The organism is Ruminococcus sp. NATIVEDY161 (assembly GCF_045819895.1).
Classification (GTDB): domain Bacteria; phylum Bacillota; class Clostridia; order Oscillospirales; family Acutalibacteraceae; genus Ruminococcoides.
In genome coordinates, this window is sequence record NZ_CP162392.1 from 1,499,973 (window position 1) to 1,521,112 (window position 21,140).

Sequence of the window (21,140 nt, forward strand, 5' to 3'; positions counted from 1 at the left end):
CGGGTATTACGGATTTACCAGGGTTTTACGGTTCCTGTGAGCTCCGTAACGCTCTTGATTCCGTTGTCGTCGAGGAATTTGTTAATTCCCTCGTTAATTTTTATCGGTGCATATGGATCCGAAAACAGCACTGTTCCGATTTGCAGAGCGGAAGCGCCTGCAATCAGCATTTCAACAGCGTCCTCCCATGTTGTGATTCCGCCCATTCCGATAATCGGAATTTTAATTGCGTTTGAAACCTGCCATACCATTCTGACAGCCACGGGGAAAACCGCCGCTCCGCTCAGTCCGCCTGTGTTGTTTCGGATAATCGGACGGCGCGAGTTAATGTCGATTTTCATACCCGTGAGGGTGTTAATCATCGAAACCGCGTCTGCTCCGCCTGCCTCTGCCGACTGAGCGATTGAGGCGATGTCCGTAACATTGGGGCTGAGCTTTACAACAAGCGGCTTTGTGCAGTGCTTTCTGACTTCGCTTGTAATGTTTTCTACAGATTCGCAGCTTGTGCCGAACTGAACTCCGCCGGACTTTACGTTGGGGCAGGAGATATTCAGCTCAATCATATCAACGTCGGTATCCGAGAGCTTCTCCGCCATTTGGCAGTATTCCTCGACCGTGTTGCCTGCGATGTTCGCTATAACAACCGTGTTCTGTTGTTTGAGCCACGGAAGGTCGTCGTTTATAAATGCGTCAACTCCGGGGTTTTGAAGTCCTACGGCGTTGAGAATTCCCGAGGGAGTTTCGGCTATGCGCGGAGGCGGATTGCCGTCGCGGCGCTTTAGGGTAATGCCCTTGCAGGAAATTCCGCCTAATTTTTCGAGTGGATAAAACTCGCCGTATTCTCTGCCGAAGCCGAAGGTTCCGGAAGCTGCAATCAGAGGGTTGTTAAACTTTACACCGGCTACATTTACGGATAAATCTGCCATTAAAATACAACCTCCTCAGCGTTAAATACAGGGCCGTTTTTGCAGACGTGCTGCATGATTTCCTCGCCGTTTTTTCTGACCTTAACAGCGCAGACAAGGCACGCGCCTATTCCGCACGCCATTCTCTCTTCGAGCGAGATTTGGCACGGCTTGCCGTATTCTCTGCACACCTCGGCAACCGCCTTTAGCATAGGCGTAGGGCCGCAGGCGCAGACCTCGTCAATTTCGTTTATTCTTTCCTTTAATATATCGGTGACAAAGCCCTTTGCTCCGGCGCTTCCGTTGTCGGTAACGAGCACCGTCTCGGCTCCCGCGGACTTAAAATCGTCCTGCAAAATCACAAGCGATTCGTCGCGGAAGCCTGTTATCGCAACGGGGCTGTCGCACTGCTTGGCAGTGTAGAGCATCGGCGGAACACCGATTCCTCCGCCGATAAGGCAATACTTTTTGCCTTTTTGAATATCAAAGCCGTTGCCGAGCGGTACGAGCACATCAACCTTCTCGCCGGGCTTCATAGCCGACATAATTTTTGTGCCTTCGCCCTTGACCTGATAGACAAGCCTGAGCACGCCGTCTGAGCAATCGCATACCGAAATAGGTCTGCGCAGGGATTTTCCGGGCACATAAACGTGCGCGAACTGGCCGCAGGATACGGGTAAATCGTCCTGAGCGTACTCAAGGCGCATATCGTAAATTCCGTCGGCAATTTTGTCATTTGAAATAAGCGTAAGCTGTCTTACATCGTACTTCATTCTACCATTCCTTAATTAATATATTGTATGTCAAAAGTGACTGCGTTGATGTTTTGATAGGTATAAAACTGCGTTTCGCTGTCAATCTGCGCTCCGCCGCTGTTGTATCCGTTAACCGCCTCTATCCATTTATAACCGTAATAATCGGAAATTGACTGAGTGGTTTGCTGATAATCCAAATCCTCCGAGACCAGAAAATCAAAATAACGGTCTCCGCTCTGAACCGCCGCCAAAAACTCCGCCAACAGCTCGCTGTCCTCGTCAAGGTTATACAGCGTGACGAACTCGCGCTTCATATAGTTGTATTTATCGCTCGTGCACTCGGGCACAAAAACGTTGAACAACTCGTCGGACTCCTTTTTGTCGGCAAAAAGCGGACTGATTACATGGTTTTCCTTAATTTTTTCTGTGGTCATATTAAAGTAAAGATAGCGCTGAATATGCGCGTCGCCGTCGTTCCAGGTTACGTCGATATGATACCAGTCGCCGTCGATTTTAACGCAGTTCCACATATGTCCGGTGTCGGAGCTCTCGCCGTTTTCACGGTTAAACTCCGGGCAGTAGCCGTTAATACCCACACACTCCACGCCGAGGCTGTTGCAGATTACCTGAAAAGCCTTTGAATAGCCGTCGCAGACAGCCTTGCCGTCTATAAGCGCTCCGTAGGCATTGTGGCGCATTGAATTGTCGTTGTCGTAAGAGCAGTTATCTATTAAATAATTGTTTGCGAAAATTTCAATTTGATAGTCGGAGGCTTCCTGCGGAGCAGAGCCGGTAATCTCGCTGAGTTTTTGTTCAAAAGACTCCTTAGCCGCGCTGAGCTTGTCGCCCTCAAACTCAAAGTTGAGCTTGAAGCTAAAGCTGAAGCCGTAATCTATGTAGCTGTAACGCGAATTCAAATCGAGCCAAAACTCCTCGGGATGATCCGCCTCGTACGCGCCGAGCGCAAAATCGAAATCCGAAAGGCTCGCGTTTGTGTTGAACTCCTCCTCGTAGGATTTGTTCATATACTCCCCTATCGTGTCGTACAGTGAGCGCAGCTCGTCAGTGCCGAGGCTGCTGTAGCCGTAGCCGCTGTTTGTCTGCTTTCTGTCGCCGAGAGCAACCGCCGAACCGCTGCTGCTTTTAGGGGCGACAGTGGGGGCGTTTGATGGGTTGTATCTGTTGAAGAATTTCATCAGCGAACAGCCCGAAAACGCAGAAGCAAAAACCGCCGCGGCAGTGATTATCGCCGCGATTTTTATATATTTAAAAGGTCTCACACAATCACCTTGTTAAAAAACTATCCAATATCTATACATATTCAATATAATTGTACTTTATTTTTCTCTTTACGTCAATTGCATTTTAAATTTTTTTATGTTATAGTATATAGGCTGTCTAAACGGCAAGCGGTCTGTTCGCAAAATCCAGACCATAAAAAAATACTACGGAGGAACTAAATATGAAAAACAAAACCACGCTCTACATTGTTCAGGGCGCAGTAATTGCCGCGCTTTACGCGACGATGACAATTCTGCAAAACGTGCTGCTGCCCGGCTCGGCGTCTATGGCGGTTCAGTTCAGAATTTCCGAGGTTCTCACAATTCTGGCGCTGTACACCCCGGCGGCTATTCCCGGACTTACAATCGGCTGCGTCATTGCAAACATCAGCTCGGTTGCTCAGCTCGGTCCGCTCGATATGATTCTCGGATCAATCGCTACGCTGCTTGCGGCAATCTCGATGTATTTGCTCAGGAACGTCCGCCTTTTCAAGCTTCCGGTTTTGGCAGCGCTTATGCCCGCGCTGTTCAACGGAATTATTATCGGCGCGGAAATTGACATTGTGGTTATGAACAACGGTCAGGGCTTTAACTTTGCCGACTTTCTTGTTCAGGGCGGTTTGGTCGCTCTCGGTGAGCTCGCAGTACTCTTTGTACTCGGACTTCCGCTGTCAAGGGTTATCGAGCTTAACGGCCTTGATAAAAAGCTGTTCGCGCCAAAGGGCAAGTGATAATCAATAGTTAAATCTAAACGGAATCTCCTGTTAATACGGAGGTTCCGTTTTTATATATAACACTTTTTATACATAGACAATTACGGCTTGCGGTGATATAATGTTATCAGTAAATTTAATCGGGTGATTGTATGAACAGAAACAAAATTATTATCAGAACAAGTATTATCGGAATACTCGCAAACGTGTTTTTGGCGGCGTTCAAGGCGGTTGTGGGATTTTTCACAAACTCCATAGCAATCTCGCTCGACGCGGTTAACAACCTGAGCGACGCGCTGTCGTCGGTAATCACGATTATCGGCACTAAGCTTGCCGGCAGACGTCCCGACAAAAAGCATCCGTTCGGTCACGGAAGGATTGAATACCTCAGCGCGGTGACGATTTCGGTTATCGTTCTTTACGCAGGTATTTCGGCGCTGGTTGAGTCAATCAAAAAAATCATCACTCCCGAAGCTCCCGACTACACCCCCGTAGCGCTGATAATCGTCGCGGTCGCCGTACTTGTAAAAATCGTGCTCGGTACCTACGTGCGCCGTACCGGAGTTAAGGTAAAAAGCGACTCGCTGGTTGCCTCGGGAAAGGATGCGCTGCTCGACTCGGTAATCTCGGCCTCTACCCTTGTTGCCGCAGGAATTTACCTGATTTGGGGAATCAGCCTTGAAGCGTGGCTCGGTGCGGTTATCTCGCTAATCATCATTAAATCGGGTATTGATATGCTCCGTGAGGGCGTTTCGTCAATCGTCGGTGAACGCGTTGACAGCGAGCTTACAAACGGAATCAAGGAGACTATCCTTAAGTTTGAGGATGTTCGCGGCGTTTACGATTTGATTTTGCACAACTACGGTCCGGATTCGTACATCGGCTCGGTTCACATTGAATTGCCCGACACCTACACAATGAATCAGCTCGACCGGCTTGAAAGAGATATTGCCGACGCGGTTTACTGCGACCACAAGGTTATTTTGGCAGGAATCGGAATTTACTCGGCGTGCACCGACGGCGGCAAGGCTGAGGAGATTTTAACGGATATCCGCAAGACGGTAATGAAGTATCAGTACGTTTTACAGCTTCACGGCTTTTCGTTTAACGAGGACGAAAAGGAAATTCGCTTTGACCTTGTTATAGACTTTGCCGCTCCCGACAGAAACGCGCTTTATCAGCAGATTGTCAGCGAGGTTCAAAACAAATATCCCGATTATAAATTACGCGCTACGCTCGACACAGATTTCAGCGACTAATACTATTCTCTGATAGAAAGTAGACAACTTTCTATCAGAGAGAATACGCTTGGCGCGTTTTCCAATTGCGCAAAAGCGCAATTGCCGTCTTATACAATCTTGACGCGCCTACGGCGCTATTAAAAAGCAGAAAGTCTACTTTTTAATGAAGATTGGTATAAGGCAACATAACGTTGCATCCAATCCACAAAAAAAGCCTGTTCCGCAAAAACGGAACAGGCTTAATTTTTTATTCTTCGTCGGGCTCGGGGATATCGAGCTTTGCGGGTTCGGGAATCGGCTTCTTTTTCTTAACATATATCAGGAAGCACAGCGCCGCGAATATCAGTATACAAGCCATTGTAACCGCAAATCCCGGCCAGAAGCCGTTGGGATAGTAGTACAGCTTAATCGTGTGTTCGCCCTGCGAAATTGGGAACGCGAGCATTGCGTCGCCCACCGCGCTAACATCAACCTTTTGTCCGTCGACAACGGCTGTCCAGCCCTTTTCGTACGGAATTGAGGTGTAGAATAAACCGTCCTGCTTAACGTCGATTGTTCCCTCCATTGAGCTTGCGGTCAGCTTGGTTGTATTCATAACGTTTTGAGTAAGCTTTGTAAAGCCCTGCTCGAAAACATCCTCGTTGAACAAGTCGACATAAACTCTCGCCTTTCCGCTGCTGCCAGCCTTTAACTCGGCATAAACGGAAATTTTGTCGCCCTTCTTAAAGTAACCGATTGGCGAAACATACGGACGTGCCATACCGTATTTTCCGGGCTGCTCCTTATCATTTTGGAGAACCGTTACATCCTCGCCGTCCTTGATGTCGGCGTACATAACATACAGACCGTCCTTGGGCGCGGTGTAGTTCCACTTAACGTGCGGTTTAAGGCTCGAATCCGAGCAGTTAAACGAGTAAACGCCGTAGTCGGTTTTGTTTACCGTGAACTTGCTTGAATCAGAATGTCCCTGAGAAACAACCTCGAGTCTGGTGTTGAGCTCATCCTCTATTCCGGTAGCGTTGCGGAAGAACTCGTTTTGCTTTTCAATCGGGTTATAATTGCCTTCGTTTTCGTCAGCCTTCCAGTTGAGCAGGTTTTTGTCTGTCACAAAGCCCATCGGGATATAGTGAGTATTCTGGAAAAGCTTTTCATTATCCTTGGTGCAAACCTCCGCCATATCGTAGGTGTTATGGATTTTTCCGTCACGCGCGACAAGGTATTTGAGGTTCATAAACATATTTACAAACGGAGAAGCTTCGGCATAGGTGTAGCGGTTGCCGCTCTTCCAGCCCATCATACCCATATTCTCATAGAAAATGGTAATCTTCTCGTTCGCCATTGAGTTGAACATCGAAAGTCCGTTGTAATGGTTCAGCGCTCCGTCGTTGAGCGTCTGGGTTGAGGTCATCTCGGAACGCCAAAGCTCGGGAGTGTTCGCCTCCTGATTGTTCATATAGTCAAGGAGATACGCGGTTTTTTCTCCGCCGCGCGGATAGTCATATGTTCCCGTAACGGTCGTTACGATAACGCCGCAAATACCCGTCGCCGCGCTCTGAGCGATTACAACGATTGTGAGAGCGATAGTCACTACGTTCTTTGGGATAATTCTCTTTGAGTACAGAATTACCACAAGCGCGGTGAACGCGATTATGCTTCCGAACGCGATGAGCGTCGGGGTTACCCAGTTAAGACGTTCGGTTGTGAACATCTTTTCAATTCCGGGATCGTCAATCTCCATCACGAGGACAAACACGCTGAGTAGCGTTGCGATAATCGCGGAGATTACGTTGGTCAAACTGAGGTATTTATACGCCTTAAACGCCATAGCTATCATCACAAAGCTGATAAGGAAGGTGAAGCGGTAAGGAATCATATTTGTAAAGTGGAAGCCGTGCCAGATGTAGTCGAGCTGACGGATAATGCAGCTTAAGAACATAAAGAGAATCAGGCACATCGCCACGATTTTTTCTTTTGTCTTTACCTTTGAGCAGGTCAGGTACAGGAAACCGAAGAACACTGTAACTGCTCCGCAGGAGATATTCGGAATAGCGTCGGCAGCCTTAATCGCAGGGCTGGTGAAATTCGCGATATTGCCCGTAATGCTCTTGAGCGCCTTGAGCACGCCGAAAAGGTCGTTGCTGCCGCCCATATTAATCGCAAAGGTCGAGGGGAAGTTGCTACCCGAAGCGTGGGTGTTTTGCAGAGCAAGGAAGGCAGGCAAAAGGAAGAACAGCGTTATTCCGATTGCGAGGAGCGAAAACGCGCCTGTTTTAATCAGGTTAACCGCGAAATTCTTAAAGCTGTGCCAGTGAACAATGCTGTACGCGATGAAAATTAAAAGGACAAAAATACATACGAAAAATCCGATGTAGTAGTTTGTCAGCATACAGAGCGCAAGCGTGATTGTGAAAAGCCTGAATTTGTTTTCGGTCAGAAGCTTTACAATTCCGAGCGCGCAGAGCGGAAAAATACAAACCGTGTCGAGCCAGATTGTGTTCCAGTAGTAGCCGATTAAAAACGCGCAGAACGAAAAGCTCGTTCCGAACATAACAAGCGACAGGTCGTTGCGCTTATACACGCTCCTCAAAAACAGCGCCGTGAATGAGCCTGCAAGACCAATTTTTAAGCATACCGAGAACATCAAGAATTCTCTGAGCACGCCGGCAGGGATAAACATCGTCAGGAAGTTTACCGGGCTTGCAAGGTAGTACGACATCAGCGAAAAATAGTTTACGCCTCCGCCGACCGACCATGTCCAGAACAGCGACTCGCCGTTTTGAAGCTTGTGTTGTAAATCCGCAAGAAACGGAAAATACTGGTGCCAGTTGTCGGTAACGAGAATTTGTTTGTCGCCGAACGGAGAAACGTCCATCACTCCGTATGCTATAACCATCAGCAAAAAAGGAATTAGGAATGCGAGCCACAGGAAGATATTGCGCGTTGCAAAATCCTTGAACCACTCGCCGAAGCTCCTTTTTTGCTTTATTGTTGTCGCGTCGGTCATTAAAATATACCTCCGAAATGCAAAATTGTTGGTCATTTGCCATGTGCAAATTCGCCTATACCATTTTATTTTAACACGTTTTTTTGCTTTGGTAAATATAAATGTGAAAACTTTATAAAAAATTTTAAAAGAAATAGACTTTTACCCTTATCTTTGTTATAATAAAAGTTGGTATAGCAATATTCTATCCCTTTAAGGAGTTAAAAATATGAAAACCATAGATTTGGTTGTACCCTGCTATAACGAGGAAGAAGGCCTCGAACATTTTGTTTTGGAGACCAACAAGGTTATCGACACTATCCCCGACTACAGCTTTAGGTACATACTTATCAACGACGGCAGTAAGGACAAGACTTATCTTGTTATGAAAAAGCTCGCCGCGCGTTTTTCAAACATTAAATATATCTCGTTTTCGCGTAATTTCGGCAAGGAAGCGGCTATGTATGCAGGCTTGCAGCACTGCGACGCTGACTATGTGGTTGTTATGGACGCCGATTTGCAGCATCCGCCTGCGGTATTTCCTCAGATGATTGAGGCTATGGAGCAGGGCTACGACTGCTGCGCGACAAAGCGTGACGAGCGTGAAGGCGAAAGCTTTTTCAGAGGATTTTTCTCCAAGCTCTTTTTCACGCTGTCAAACAAAATGACAAGCGTAAAAAACCCCTACGGAGCTATGGACTACCGTATGATGACGCGCCAGATGGTGAACTCGATTTTGGAGCTCAGCGAGGTTCAGAGATTTTCAAAGGGAATTTTCTCGTGGGTTGGCTTCAATACAAAATGGATTTCGTTTAAGACCGTCGACAGACAGCTCGGCACAACCTCGTGGAAATTTTCCTCGCTGCTTAGGTACGCGATTGACGGAATTACCTGCTTCTCGGTCACTCCCCTGCGTTTTATCGCGGTGATGGGCGCGATAATCTTCTTTATCTCGCTTATTTACATCATTATTACTCTGGTTCAAACGCTGTTTCTCGGCGTTATCACACCCGGTTACGTCACCACAATGTGCGCGATTTTGTTCCTCGGCGGACTTACCGAAATGTCAATTGGAATTTTGGGCGAGTACATCGGCAGAATTTATATGGAAACAAAAGAAAGACCGATTTATATAACAAAGTTCTCGAACTTTGAGGATGAGAATAATGAGGAGGCTGACAGCGGCAGCTATGAGTAATCAGGAAAATAAAAACGGCAAGGTGTCCGGCTTTCTTAAAAAATTCTTTGACATAAAATTCTGGAAGTTTATTTTGGTCGGAATTATCAACACGGTCGTGGGCGAAGGCGTTGTACTTCTATTGACAAATCCTGTCGGCTGGAAGCAGTATTCATGGGGACCCGGTGCCGCGGCGTTTATCGGCGTTGTTGTGGGAAGCATCGTGAGCTTCTTCCTCAACAAATCCTTTACCTTCAAAAACAAGGAAAAGGGCTGGAAACCCGTGGTTAGATTTACCGTCAACATCCTGCTTTGTATGCTGATTAGAGTTGCGGTCGCCACGGCGGTCAGCGCAATCTCCAAGGGCGCAGGCTGGACGCTGTTCGGTATGGATGTCGACACCTTTGCAGGAAACCTTAGCTGGGCAGTCGGCGCGGCTGTGTTCGTAATGGTAAACTACATCGGACAAAGATTTTTCGCCTTCAAAGAGAAAAAAGAAGAAAACAAATAATAAAAAATAAACACTGTCATTTCGGTTATGCGCCTGAAATGACAGTGTTATTTTTTGTTTATTAGCGATAATATTTTGCGTTTTTAAAAACTTCCTGAACGTTAACTCCGGACACCGCCAATACGATAACCGTAATAAGCAAAGCTATAATCACAATCAACGCCAGCAGAAGTCTTGCACGTGCCCAGGTTTTCAGCGAGTACTTTCTTGAACCGCCGAACGCCCAGACAAAAAGCATAATGATGTTTACAATCGGGATGCACATTACAAGCCATCTTCCAATCCATCCGCCGATTGACACGTGCTCGTCGTAGTGAACGTCGGGCTCGTTTACATAAACGGTGTTGACAGGCTGCTGATAGCCATACTGTCCGCCGTTACGGTTTCCGCTGTTTTGGGGTGCTGAATACTGAGAGTTGTAGCTTACGTTCGGATTTCTTGTTCCGCAGTTTGGACAATTGTCCTTGTAGTCGGGGTATTCGCCTCCGCAATTTCTGCAAATCATATTATTATCTCCTTATCCGATAATTTCCTTGCCGCCCATATAAGGTCTGAGCGCAACAGGAATATTAACCGTGCCATCCTCGTTGAGGTTGTTCTCCAAAAACGCGATTAACATTCTCGGGGGAGCTACAACGGTGTTGTTAAGGGTGTGGGCAAAGTACTTTTTGCCGCCTTCTCCCGAAACTCTGATTTTAAGTCTGCGAGCCTGAGCGTCGCCGAGGTTGGAGCATGAGCCGACCTCAAAATATTTTTTCTGTCTGGGCGACCAAGCCTCTACGTCGAGCGAACGAACCTTTAAGTCCGCAAGGTCGCCTGAGCAACATTCGAGTGTACGAACAGGGATATCAAGTGAACGGAATAAATCTACGGTGTTCTGCCAGAGCTTGTCGAACCACATTTTGCTGTCCTCGGGCTTGCAGACAACAATCATCTCCTGCTTTTCAAACTGGTGAATACGGTAAACGCCGCGCTCCTCAATTCCGTGAGCGCCCTTTTCTTTTCTAAAGCAAGGCGAATAGCTCGTCAGTGTGTATGGCAGGTTTTCTTCCTTGTTGATTGTGTCGATAAACTTACCAATCATCGAGTGCTCACTTGTGCCAATGAGGTAAAGATCCTCGCCCTCAATTTTGTACATCATAGAGTCCATCTCGGCAAAGCTCATAACGCCGGTAACGACGTTACTTCTGATCATAAACGGCGGTACGCAGTAGGTAAAGCCGCGGTCAATCATAAAGTCACGCGCATAAGCGATAACCGCGCTGTGGAGTCTCGCGATGTCGCCCATAAGGTAATAGAAGCCGTTGCCTGCTACCTTACGCGCCGAGTCAAGGTCAATGCCGTTGAGCTTTTCCATGATATCTGTATGATAAGGAACTTCAAAGTCGGGCACAACGGGCTCTCCGAAGCGCTCAATCTCAACATTCTGGGTATCGTCCTTGCCGATGGGTACCGACGGATCGATAATCTGGGGAATCTGCATCATAATGTCAGTAACCTGAGCGCTGAGCTCGCTCTCCTGAGCTTCAAGCTCCTGAAGCTGCTGAGCCTTCTTTGTTACCTCCTCTTTAAGCGCCATACCCTCTTCGCGCTTGCCCTGAGCCATTAAAGCGCCGATTTGCTTAGAAATTTTGTTGCGGTTTGAACGCAAGTCGTCAGCCTTCTGCTTTGCCTCTCGGCTGAGCTTATCGAGCTCAATTACCTTGTCAACAAGCTCAAGCTTGTGGTCCTGAAACTTTTTCTTTATATTTTCCTTTACCGCGTCGGGGTTTTCTCTCAAAAATTTAATGTCAATCATTTTTCTGCTCCTTTATTTTAACTTGTTGGAAAGCTCGGTGAGCTCCTCGTCGGTATAGAACTCAATTTGGAGTACACCTCCCTGCTTGCCCTTGTTTTTTGTAATGCTTATTTTTCTGCCCAAGCTCTCGTTAAGCGCGAGCTCAACCATGCTGTAAAACGACGGTTTTTTCTCCGCTTTTTGCTCTTTCTTTGTTTTCGGAGCTTTTTTGCAGAGCTTTTCGGTCTGTCTTACCGACAAATCCTTGCTTACTATCAAATCCGCAAGCTCCTGCATATCGTCCTCGCTGTCGAGCGTCAACAGAGCCCTTGCGTGACCTGCCGAGATTTTGCCTTCCTTTAGATACTCCTTAACGCTGTCGGGGAGCTTTAGAAGTCTGAGCGCGTTTGCGATTGCCGGACGGGATTTACCGACCGAACGCGCGACCTCCTCCTGAGTCATATTATGCTCGTCGACAAGCACGCTGTAACCCTCGGCTTCTTCGAGCGGCGTTAAATCCTCTCGCTGGAGGTTTTCGATAAGCGCAAGCTCCATTGTCTGGGTTTCGTCGAGCTCGCGGATAATTACGGGGATTTCCGTCAGCCCTGCCATACGACAAGCGCGGTATCTTCTCTCGCCTGCTACAATTTCATATCCGCCGAGCGGCAGAGGACGTACCAAAAGCGGCTGTAAAAGTCCGTGCTCGGAGATGCTCTGCGCAAGCTCGCTGAGCGCGTTTTCGTCAAACTCCTTACGCGGCTGAGAGCGGTTCGGTTCAATCTCCGATATATTCAGAGTAACGCCTCCGCTTTTGTCCTCGTTGTCATTTTCTATGAATATGGCGTTAAGACCCTTGCCGAGTCCGCCGAGTTTTTTTGCCATCAGCGTTTCTCCTTTGCAATCAACTCTTTGGCAAGCTCGGTGTACGCCAAGCTGCCCTTGCAGTTTTTGTCGTAGTAAATTACAGGCATACCGAAGCTCGGCGCCTCGGAAAGCCTTACTCCCCTGGTGATAACCGTGCCGAACACCTTGCCCGGGAAGAATTTTTTGACCTCCTCAACAACCTGCTGAGTCAGGTTGAGCCTGCCGTCGTACATTGTAAGCAGAACTCCCTCAAGCTCAATTGAGTAATTATACTGCCTTTTTATGCGCCTAACCGTGCTCATAAGCTGTGACAGTCCTTCGAGCGCGTAATATTCGCACTGAATCGGAACGATAAACGAGTCCGCAAGCGTAAGCGCGTTCGCCGTGATTAGTCCAAGTGACGGCGGACAGTCGATAATGATGTAGTCGTAGTACTGCTTTATCGGCAGAATTGAATTTTTAAGAAGTGCCTCGCGGTGTGATTTTTCCGCGATTTCAAGCTCCGCCGCGGCAAGGTCAATTGACGACGGCAGAATATGAAGATTCTGATACGGAGTTGTCAGCACGCACTCCTCTGCCTTTGTTCCGTCTACAAGGATGTTGTAGGTGGAAAGCTTAACCTTGCTTTTGTCGATAGCAACGCCGCTTGTGGCGTTACCCTGAGGGTCGGCGTCGACAAGAAGAACCTTTTTGCCGAGTGCACCGAGACAAGCAGCAAGGTTAACGGCGGTCGTGGTCTTGCCCACTCCGCCCTTTTGGTTTGATATAGCGATAATTTTTGCCACTGATTTCAAATCCTTACTAATAAATTCTTTTAAGATTATACCATATACGTGTTAGATTTTGAAGAGGATTTAAAGAATTTTTTAATTTTTTATGTTGTTGGTGTTTCACGTGAAACAATTAATATTTTAAAATGCAAAAAGACGCACATTTCTGCACGTCTTTTCGCAAGGGGTTAGATAAGGAAATGGGTATGAGTGGATTGGGCTTGCGCCCAAAGTGGAAAGTTAGTTAAGTGTCTACGCGGATTTTTCTGTTTTATTAAGCTGCGACTTGGGAATACGGATTGTGTATTCGATAAAATTTTCTGAGTCTGTTTTTACAGATTGCGCGTCTATTCCCGACAGCCGCATTGTATCTATTGCTCTGTTGATGGAATTCAGAAAAATCCTTATGTCTTTTATCACCGCTTTGCTTCTGCCCCGATTTTTTTCGGTTTTCGGGTTATTGTGTTTGTATATGCCGACAAGCGCTTCGGTCTGGCTTACGTTGAGGTTGTCCGAGATTATCTTTGAGAGAACCTCACGCCTTATGTCTTCATCGTCAATTCTCAAAAGCGCCCTCGCGTGTCGTTCGGTAAGCCCTGCGTTTTCTATCCACTCCTGCTCCTCGCCGCTCAGCTTTAACAACCTGAGCTTGTTTGCAATTGTGGACTGGGTTTTTCCGAGCTTGTCCGCCGCCTGTTCCTGTGTAAGCCCGTACCGCCTAATCAGCCTTGAAATCCCTCGGGCTTCCTCGAAAATTCCGAGGTCAGCCCGCTGGAGATTTTCAAGAAGAGCATATACGGCAGATTCCTTGTCTGTGCATTTTACTATAATGCACGGAACACGCTTCATCCCCGCGAGGATTGCCGCGCGTAAGCGGCGTTCTCCTGCAATCAGTTCAAATTCGGACTGGCTTGCTTTTCTGACTGTAAGCGGCTGCAGAATTCCGTTTTCCGCGATTGACCGCGACAGCGCCGAAAGCTCGTCCTCATTAAAAACCTTACGGGGTTGGGCTTTGTTTGGCCGAATCTTTATTATTGGTATTTCTGAAATTTTATTTTCGCCTTTTACCAAAAAATTCAACCGCATCACCCTTGTCAGCATCAGGGGTTGTCCCTGTGCTATTATAATACCACAACGGGTGTGCGGTTTATGTCAAATTCTGTGTTAAATTTTTAGATTGTTTTAGCTTATTAAGCTGTATTTTGTCGAGTAATTATTTTAAGAAATTATAAAGGCTTTGCTTTGATTTTACCGTTTTGTCTGGGGTATTTATCGGGTGTAGGCTGAACCTTTTCTATGACAACAAGCGTTCTGCTGCCGCTGTTTTCGGGAAGTTCAAAGTATAATACATCTGTTTTCTTTCCGCCGAGAGCTTGGATTGCCTTTGAAGCGGACTTAATTTCCTCGTCAGCCTCTCCGCCCTTGAATGCGATAAACTTACCTGAAAGGCGGACGTACGGCAGACAGTATTCGCATAGCACGTTTAGCCTTGCTACTGCTCTTGATACGGCGAAGTCATAACATTCTCTTAAATCAATAATCTGACCGCCTTCCTCTGCCCTTGCATGAACAAGCTCCGCTTCAAGTCCGAGGGTGTTTAACACCTCGTCGAGAAACTTAAGCCTTTTATTAAGGCTATCGAGCAAGGTTAGCTTAATGTCAGGTCGAGCGATTTTGAGCACCAAGCCCGGAAAGCCTGCTCCCGTTCCGACGTCAATTACGCTTGCACCTTTCTGAAAGTCAACGTAATTGAATACAGACAGGCTGTCTGCAAAGTGCTTTACTGCAACCTCGTTCGGCTCGGTAATTGCGGTGAGGTTTATCTTCTCATTCCACGACACCAAAAGCTCAAAATATTTTTGAAGCTGATCAAGCTGTTCTTCGGACAATTCAATTTTATAATCCTTAACGGCTAATAAAACAAAGTTTTTAATATTCATAATTAATCCTGATTTTTATTTGCTGCCATCCAAATTAGCAACACGCTAATGTCCGCAGGAGATACTCCCGAAATTCTGGAAGCCTGCCCGATATTGAGCGGCTTTATCTTGTTGAGCTTTTCCTGAGCTTCAAGGCGCAGACCTGCAAGCGTTGTGTAGTCAAAGTCAGACGGCAGTTGTTTTTTCTCGAGTTTTTTTACCTGCTCAACCTGCTTTAGCTGTTTTTGGATGTAGCCTTCGTATTTAATTTCAATTTCAATCTGCTCTATTATATTCGCGTCCAAGTCAGGACAGCCGGGGTCGATTTGCTTAATAACGTCATAACCGATTTGCGGACGACGGAGCAAATTAATCTCCCTTACTCCTGTTGTGACAGGCGATGTTTCACGTGAAACAAGCAATTTATTTAACTCATCGCTCGGAGAAAGCGTGGTTTTTTCGAGCCTTTTAATCTCGTCCTTTTTTATCTGCTGCTTTTTAAGAAACTTTTGATAGCGTTCCTCGCTGATTAATCCGAGCTCATAGCCTGTGGGAGTTAATCTCTCGTCGGCGTTATCCTGACGGAGCACAAGTCGGTACTCGCTTCGCGAGGTCATCATTCTGTAAGGCTCGTTTGCGCCTTTTGTTACGAGGTCGTCAATTAATGTGCCGATATAGGAATTCGCCCTTGTCAGAACAAACTGCTCTCTGCCCAAAACCTTGTGAGCGGCGTTTACTCCTGCTACAAAGCCCTGAGCGGCGGCTTCCTCATAACCGGAACTGCCGTTAAACTGACCTGCACCGAACAATCCCTCGAAACTCTTGAATTCAAGAGTCGGGTTCATCGCGGTCGGGTCAACGCAGTCGTATTCAATTGCATAAGCAGGTCGCATAATAACGCAATTTTCAAGTCCTTTGATAGTGCGGTAAAACTTTAGCTGAACCTCCTCGGGCAGTGAACTGCTCATACCCTGCAGATACATTTCCTCTGTACTCTCGCCGCACGGCTCAATAAACAGTTGATGTCTGGGCTTATCCTTGAACCGCATAATTTTGTCCTCAAAGCTCGGACAATAACGCGGTCCTACTCCCTCAATCATGCCTGCATATAAAGGTGAGCGGTGGATATTTTCAAGGATAACCTGCTTGGTTTTATCGTTAGTCCAGCTGATGTGGCAATCTACCTTGTTTTCCCCGAGGCTTTCCGTCTCATAAGAAAACGGCTGCGGCGGTTCATCGCCCTTTTGCACCTCTAGCTCTGAAAAATCAATCGAACGTCTGAGCACACGGGCAGGAGTTCCTGTCTTGAACCTTCTAAGCGGAAGTCCGAGCTCCTTAAGGCTCTTTCCGAGCTTAGTCGCAGGAAAAATTCCGTCGGGGCCGCTCTCATAGCTAACCTCCCCGACATAAATCCTGCCACCGAGGTATGTGCCGGTTGCGATAACAACCGTCTTGCATTTAAAAATCGCAAGCATTTGAGTTTTTAGCTCGTAGCCGTCGTCTGTCTTTTTTATATTGGTAATCTCCGCCTGCCTGAGCTCAAGATTTTCTTGAAGCTCGAGCTTATGCTTCATGGTGTCGGAGTATTTTCTTCTGTCAATCTGCGCGCGTAGTGAATGAACCGCAGGACCTTTGCCGCGGTTGAGCATACGCGACTGCAAAAAACACTCGTCGGCGGTTTTACCCATCTCTCCGCCGAGGGCGTCGAGCTCACGGACAAGGTGTCCCTTCGCTGTGCCGCCGATTGACGGATTGCACGGGCAGTTGCCCACAGCGTCCATATTAATTGTAAAGATAACGGTGTTGCATCCGAGCCTTGCCGCGGCAAGCGCCGCCTCAATTCCGGCATGACCCGCGCCGATTACGGCAACGTCATATTCACCTGCAAAATAATTCATAAAAATCTTCCTTTATTTTCCCACACAGAAGTTGTGAAAAACTCTGTCGAGCACTTCGTCGCTTGTTTTTTCTCCGGTCATTTCGAGCAACTCGGAAATTGCGTCCTCTAAGGACACCGTAACCGCGTCATAGGTAAGTCCCAATTCAAGCGCCTGCTTTGCCTCTTTAACGGATTTGAGCGCGTTGCTTACATTCGCACGCTGGCGCTCATTCGAGAGAATTCCCTCGCTGGGGTTGAGCCTTGCAGTGCCTGCAATCTTCTCAACCGCGGTGATAATATCCTCTTTGCCCTCTCCGTTTGCGGCAGAAATATATATTATATTGCTTATCTTAGATTTTATCTTGTCTATTTCAAGCTTATTTTCCAAATCAGTTTTATTAATTATCGCTATAGTCGGCACGCCCTGTGAGGCTTCAATCAAGTTATAATCATCCTCGCTGAGTGTTTGACTGTTGTCAAAAACCGCGAGCAGAAGTCCGCACTGTTCAAGGCGCTTCTTTGCGCGGTCAACGCCGATTTTTTCAACCGCGTCGTCGGTGTTTCTCAATCCTGCTGTATCGCTAAGCCTTAAAATGACGTCGCCTACAACAACGGTGTCCTCGACAATATCCCTCGTCGTGCCTGGAATATCGGTGACAATGCTCTTTTCACTGCCCGAAAGCAAGTTCATAAGCGTGCTTTTGCCGACATTCGGACGTCCTGCGATAACGGTGTCAATTCCCTGCTTTACCGCCTGTCCGGCGTCGTAGGTCGAGAGCATTTTTTCAAGCTCATTAACGGCGCTGTCGCAGGTCGAGTAAATCATATCGTCATCGACCTCGGCAATATCCTCCTCGGGATAATCCGCCCAAGCGGAAAGATGGGCGGTAAGCGACAGCAAGTCATCCTTAACCGCGCTGATTTTCCGTCTTAGCACGCCTTTCTTTACACACATAGCCGAGCGCGCGGCTCCTCTGCTCTTCGCGGTAATAATATCAATTACCGCTTCCGCCTCGGTCAAATCAATTTTACCGTTTAAGAACGCGCGCTTGGTAAATTCTCCCGGCTCGGCAGGAACAGCTCCTGCGTCGAGCACGGCGCGTAAAACCTGCTTTGTTATGTAAACTCCGCCGTGGCAGGAAAGCTCAACAACATTTTCGCCGGTATAGCTGTGCGGAGCTTTGAAAACAAGCGCAACCGCCTCGTCAAGCTCCTCATTATTATATATAATTTTTCCGAAAGCCGCGGTATAGCCCTTCATTTCGGCAAGCTTTTTTGAATTTATATTCTTAAAAACTCTGTCAGCGATAACAGCGGAGTCCTCGCCTGAAATTCTGATTACTCCGACTCCGCCCTCGCCCTGGGCTGTACTTATTGCGGCAATAGTTTTGTTATCATTCATAGCAGTTAAATTAAAAGGGCGGAAAAATCTCCGCCCTAACTTTAGTTTTATTTTGCTTTCCTATAATTTGAAAAGCTTATTTATCAAGTCTTCCGTAAAGTCCTGTTTCGCCGCCTTCATTGAGCGGAACTCTGTCGGGATTTACAGACGCGCTTTTTGAGCGGTTGTTTGAATTGTAGGAACGTCTTGAACCGCCTCTGCGGTTGTTGTTATATCCGCCCTTGCGGTTACCCTTAACCTTTGGGTCGGGACCGATAACAACGTGTCTTGCCGCTCCCTCTCCCTCGCTCCAAGAGATTGCACCGTTAACCTTCTGAACAGAGGTGTGGATAATTCTTCTCTCGTAGGGGTTCATAGGCTCAAGCGAGGTCTTTTTACCTGTCTTGATAGCCTTGAAAGCAAGCTTTCTGCCGAGACTTTCAAGAGTTTTCTCTCTTTTCTCGCGGTAATTACCTGTGTTTACGGTAACCTTAATATAAGGATCCTCGCTGTGATTTGCAACAAGGCTTGTAAGGTATTGGAGAGCGTCGAGAGTCTCTCCCCTTCTGCCGATTACAAAGCCAACGTCCTCGCCCGAGAGATTAAACTCTACAGCGCCTTCTTCGCTCTTCTTCTCAACCTCAACAGAGGAGAGCTGCATTTTATCAAGTACTTCCCTCAAGAACTTCTCAGCCTTTTCCTCGGGAGTGTCCTTGATGATAATTCTAACCTTAGCGGGAGCTCCGCCGAAAAGACCGAACATTTTTTTCTCAGCCCTCTGAATAAGCTCAAATTCAACATCGTCGGTCTCGTCAAGTCCCAACTGTTTTTTTGCGTCGTTAAGAGCCTCAAGCTCGGTATCTCCGACGCCGATAACTTCTTTTAACATAATATTTTCTTCTCCTGTTTTTTACGGTTAAAAAACAATTTACTTTTTCTTCTTATTCTTATTTTTATTGTTTACCGAAGCAACCGCCTTTTCCTGCGGCGCGTAAACATACGGCACCTTAGCCTCGTTTTCAAACATGAGCGCTGCGTGCCTTGCTTCACTTTTCGCGTTAAGCTGAACGGGTCCGAGAACCTTTGCAAGAATAATCGACTGTACCAAGCTGAGTAATGCCGAAATAATCCAGTAGAAGGACATAGCCGCGGGTACGCTGTAGGCGATATAAGCCGAGAAAAGCGGAAGCGCGTACATAAGAACCTTCATACAGCCCTGCTGCTGGTTCATCTGATTTTTGTTCACTCTCTGCATTACAAACTGTGAACCTACGTTTGAAACAAAGCAGAGGATTGGGAACAGAAGATACCATGACCAGAAGCCGAAGTCCGAGGGAACCATAAGCAGATCAACGCCGCCGAAAATTGTAAATCCGTTAGAAAATAAGTGGATTTTGTCGATGTCAGCCGCGCTGAAAAGTCCCTGAATAGCTTCGGTATTCGCAATGTTCGGGAATACCCTTAAGAGCGCAATCTGCTGATAAGCAGGGTTTGCGCTTGAAGCGTATCCGGGAATCTGCTGAATATAAGCTACAGCCTTGTTAACGCTGTCGGCGTTGATGTGCAGAGTATTTGTAAGGGGATACGCAACGGCGTAGAACACGCCGAATAGAACAAGCATCGGAACAATCATTGTAAGGCAGCCGCCCATGGGCTTTACGCCTTCTTTTTCATAGAGCTTGTTCATCTCTTCCTGAAGGAGCTGGCGGTTATTGCCGTACTTTTCCTGAAGCTCCTTCTGCTTTTTTGACAGTCTTGCAGTGCCTGCCATTGACTTTTGCTGCTTTACAGAGAACGGGAACAGCACAAGTTTAATTACGATTGTAAATACAATAATCGCAATACCGAAATTCTGAAATACGTAGAATAATGCCCAAAGCAGATATCCGAGGAAGTATCCGAGAAAACCGAAAATTTGCATAAATTTACCTCATCGTTATTTTTTCTTTTTTTCCGGGACGGGATCGTACCCGCCCTTGGCAAACGGATTGCAGCGTAAAAAACGCCATATTGTCAGAGCGCTGCCCTTTAACGCTCCGAAACGCTCTATAGCCTCCAGTCCGTACTGCGAACACGTAGGGGTGTATATGCAGCGGGCTTTAGTATAAGGAGATATTGCGGACTGATAAAATCTGATTAAAGCCATTAAAACTTTTTTCATAATAATCTACCGTTAATAACCGTGAGGATTAGCTTTTACTTATAACGCCTGCCTGTTCAAGCTGCTTTTGCATTGCGCTTAACACAACCTGAGATTTTACGAACGGCGTTTTTCCTCTCGCTACAAAAATAATATCGTAGCCGGAATTGAGTTTGGAATAAAGTTGATAATATGAGGCTCTTATAACTCTTCTTGCTCTTGAGCGTTTTACTGCGTTGCCAATTTTTTTACCTGTAGTAATGCCGTATCTTACGTTATCCGACCGGTTTTTTATTACATAGGTAACAAGCACGGGACTTACAAAGGATTTTCCTCTTTTATAAATTCTCGAAAAATCTCTGTTTTCCTTGACCGTAACATACTTACCCATAACAATACCTCGGCGGATATAATTAAAGAAAGACCACAATTAAAAGTGGTCGTTCTTTAGACTATTTAATAAACAACATATAAATAAAATGCGGCTGTTTTAAGTCGTTGCGTTTTGAAAAGTTCAAAAGCAAGGCTTATGAAAAACATCCGCTTTTACAGTTTGTTATTCACTAAACGCCTTAGTAAGACAACCTTTTTCTGCCCTTAGCTCTTCTTCTCGCCAAAACTTTTCTGCCGTTAGATGTAGCCATTCTCTTTCTGAAGCCGTGCTCTTTTTTTCTGTGAAGCTTTTTAGGCTGATATGTTCTCAACATACTCAAAAACCCTCCCTTCGAAATTATAAGGTTAAAAAGCATATCGGAATATAGTGGAATGTAATGCTTTTTACTTCCTTTTTTAGGTTTCGGAGCAGAGGAATAAACCTACTGCCCTATCCTTGCAATATAGCATTA

General features: G+C 46.6%; 21 protein-coding genes. 4 read left to right on the forward strand and 17 right to left on the reverse strand.

From position 1 onward, the window contains the following. Positions 1-14: 14 nt before the first annotated feature. From AB1I50_RS07120 to AB1I50_RS07130, 3 genes are read right to left on the reverse strand one after another with little or no spacing between them, the layout of a single operon-like run. Complete coding sequence (locus AB1I50_RS07120) at positions 15-926, reverse strand: dihydroorotate dehydrogenase (RefSeq protein WP_407723347.1); 912 nt, start codon at positions 924-926, stop codon at positions 15-17. Beyond that, on the reverse strand, positions 926-1,678 hold the full coding sequence (locus AB1I50_RS07125) for a dihydroorotate dehydrogenase electron transfer subunit (protein ID WP_407723348.1): 753 nt from the start codon (positions 1,676-1,678) through the stop codon (positions 926-928). The genes AB1I50_RS07120 and AB1I50_RS07125 overlap by 1 nt, the downstream gene beginning before the upstream one ends. Before the next feature lie 11 nt (positions 1,679-1,689). Continuing rightward, a complete protein-coding gene (locus AB1I50_RS07130; protein ID WP_407723349.1) occupies positions 1,690-2,940 on the reverse strand; it encodes a transglutaminase domain-containing protein in 1,251 nt (416 codons plus the stop codon). A 182-nt stretch (positions 2,941-3,122) separates the two neighbouring features. Here AB1I50_RS07130 and AB1I50_RS07135 point away from each other — a divergent pair, with 182 nt between their 5' ends. Beyond that, positions 3,123-3,671, forward strand: a complete 549-nt coding sequence (locus tag AB1I50_RS07135) for a QueT transporter family protein (RefSeq protein ID WP_407723350.1) — start codon at positions 3,123-3,125, stop codon at positions 3,669-3,671. Positions 3,672-3,805: 134 nt separating this feature from the next. Then, entirely contained in the window at positions 3,806-4,912 is a 1,107-nt protein-coding gene (locus tag AB1I50_RS07140; protein WP_407723351.1) for a cation diffusion facilitator family transporter, read from the forward strand. Between the two features lie 229 nt (positions 4,913-5,141). Here AB1I50_RS07140 and AB1I50_RS07145 read toward each other — a convergent pair whose 3' ends face one another. Beyond that, entirely contained in the window at positions 5,142-7,898 is a 2,757-nt protein-coding gene (locus AB1I50_RS07145) for a YfhO family protein (RefSeq protein WP_407723352.1), read from the reverse strand. Between the two features lie 208 nt (positions 7,899-8,106). On the opposite strand from AB1I50_RS07145, the gene AB1I50_RS07150 reads away from it, so the two are divergent. Both AB1I50_RS07150 and AB1I50_RS07155 read left to right on the forward strand, forming a co-directional pair. Continuing rightward, complete coding sequence (locus tag AB1I50_RS07150; protein ID WP_407723353.1) at positions 8,107-9,075, forward strand: glycosyltransferase family 2 protein; 969 nt, start codon at positions 8,107-8,109, stop codon at positions 9,073-9,075. Further along, complete coding sequence (locus tag AB1I50_RS07155) at positions 9,044-9,565, forward strand: GtrA family protein (RefSeq protein ID WP_407723354.1); 522 nt, start codon at positions 9,044-9,046, stop codon at positions 9,563-9,565. The genes AB1I50_RS07150 and AB1I50_RS07155 overlap by 32 nt, the downstream gene beginning before the upstream one ends. 61 nt (positions 9,566-9,626) lie before the next feature. Here AB1I50_RS07155 and AB1I50_RS07160 read toward each other — a convergent pair whose 3' ends face one another. The 13 genes from AB1I50_RS07160 to rpmH all read right to left on the reverse strand — a co-directional run bounded on the left by AB1I50_RS07160 (position 9,627) and on the right by rpmH (position 21,002). Then, on the reverse strand, positions 9,627-10,070 hold the full coding sequence (locus AB1I50_RS07160) for a hypothetical protein (RefSeq protein WP_407723355.1): 444 nt from the start codon (positions 10,068-10,070) through the stop codon (positions 9,627-9,629). A 12-nt stretch (positions 10,071-10,082) separates the two neighbouring features. Then, on the reverse strand, positions 10,083-11,363 hold the full coding sequence (gene serS, locus AB1I50_RS07165; protein WP_407723356.1) for a serine--tRNA ligase: 1,281 nt from the start codon (positions 11,361-11,363) through the stop codon (positions 10,083-10,085). A gap of 12 nt (positions 11,364-11,375) precedes the next feature. Then, complete coding sequence (locus tag AB1I50_RS07170) at positions 11,376-12,224, reverse strand: ParB/RepB/Spo0J family partition protein (protein ID WP_407723357.1); 849 nt, start codon at positions 12,222-12,224, stop codon at positions 11,376-11,378. Continuing rightward, on the reverse strand, positions 12,224-12,991 hold the full coding sequence (locus tag AB1I50_RS07175; RefSeq protein WP_407723358.1) for a ParA family protein: 768 nt from the start codon (positions 12,989-12,991) through the stop codon (positions 12,224-12,226). The genes AB1I50_RS07170 and AB1I50_RS07175 overlap by 1 nt, the downstream gene beginning before the upstream one ends. Before the next feature lie 237 nt (positions 12,992-13,228). Beyond that, entirely contained in the window at positions 13,229-14,062 is an 834-nt protein-coding gene (locus tag AB1I50_RS07180; protein WP_407725327.1) for a ParB/RepB/Spo0J family partition protein, read from the reverse strand. Positions 14,063-14,202: 140 nt separating this feature from the next. Beyond that, complete coding sequence (gene rsmG / locus AB1I50_RS07185) at positions 14,203-14,916, reverse strand: 16S rRNA (guanine(527)-N(7))-methyltransferase RsmG (RefSeq protein ID WP_407723359.1); 714 nt, start codon at positions 14,914-14,916, stop codon at positions 14,203-14,205. 2 nt (positions 14,917-14,918) lie between these two features. After that, positions 14,919-16,793, reverse strand: a complete 1,875-nt coding sequence (mnmG, locus tag AB1I50_RS07190) for a tRNA uridine-5-carboxymethylaminomethyl(34) synthesis enzyme MnmG (RefSeq protein ID WP_407723360.1) — start codon at positions 16,791-16,793, stop codon at positions 14,919-14,921. A 12-nt stretch (positions 16,794-16,805) separates the two neighbouring features. Beyond that, positions 16,806-18,176, reverse strand: a complete 1,371-nt coding sequence (mnmE, locus tag AB1I50_RS07195) for a tRNA uridine-5-carboxymethylaminomethyl(34) synthesis GTPase MnmE (protein ID WP_407723361.1) — start codon at positions 18,174-18,176, stop codon at positions 16,806-16,808. Positions 18,177-18,252: 76 nt separating this feature from the next. Beyond that, entirely contained in the window at positions 18,253-19,044 is a 792-nt protein-coding gene (gene jag, locus AB1I50_RS07200; RefSeq protein WP_407723362.1) for an RNA-binding cell elongation regulator Jag/EloR, read from the reverse strand. A gap of 39 nt (positions 19,045-19,083) precedes the next feature. Further along, entirely contained in the window at positions 19,084-20,076 is a 993-nt protein-coding gene (locus AB1I50_RS07205; RefSeq protein ID WP_407723363.1) for a YidC/Oxa1 family membrane protein insertase, read from the reverse strand. A gap of 15 nt (positions 20,077-20,091) precedes the next feature. Continuing rightward, positions 20,092-20,316, reverse strand: coding sequence for a membrane protein insertion efficiency factor YidD (gene yidD / locus AB1I50_RS07210; RefSeq protein WP_407723364.1), 225 nt, complete (start codon positions 20,314-20,316; stop codon positions 20,092-20,094). A gap of 28 nt (positions 20,317-20,344) precedes the next feature. Further along, a complete protein-coding gene (gene rnpA, locus AB1I50_RS07215) occupies positions 20,345-20,686 on the reverse strand; it encodes a ribonuclease P protein component (RefSeq protein WP_407723365.1) in 342 nt (113 codons plus the stop codon). 181 nt (positions 20,687-20,867) lie between these two features. Next, positions 20,868-21,002: a 50S ribosomal protein L34 gene (gene rpmH, locus AB1I50_RS07220; RefSeq protein WP_407723366.1), complete on the reverse strand. Its 135-nt coding sequence runs from the start codon at positions 21,000-21,002 to the stop codon at positions 20,868-20,870. Positions 21,003-21,140: the final 138 nt, after the last annotated feature.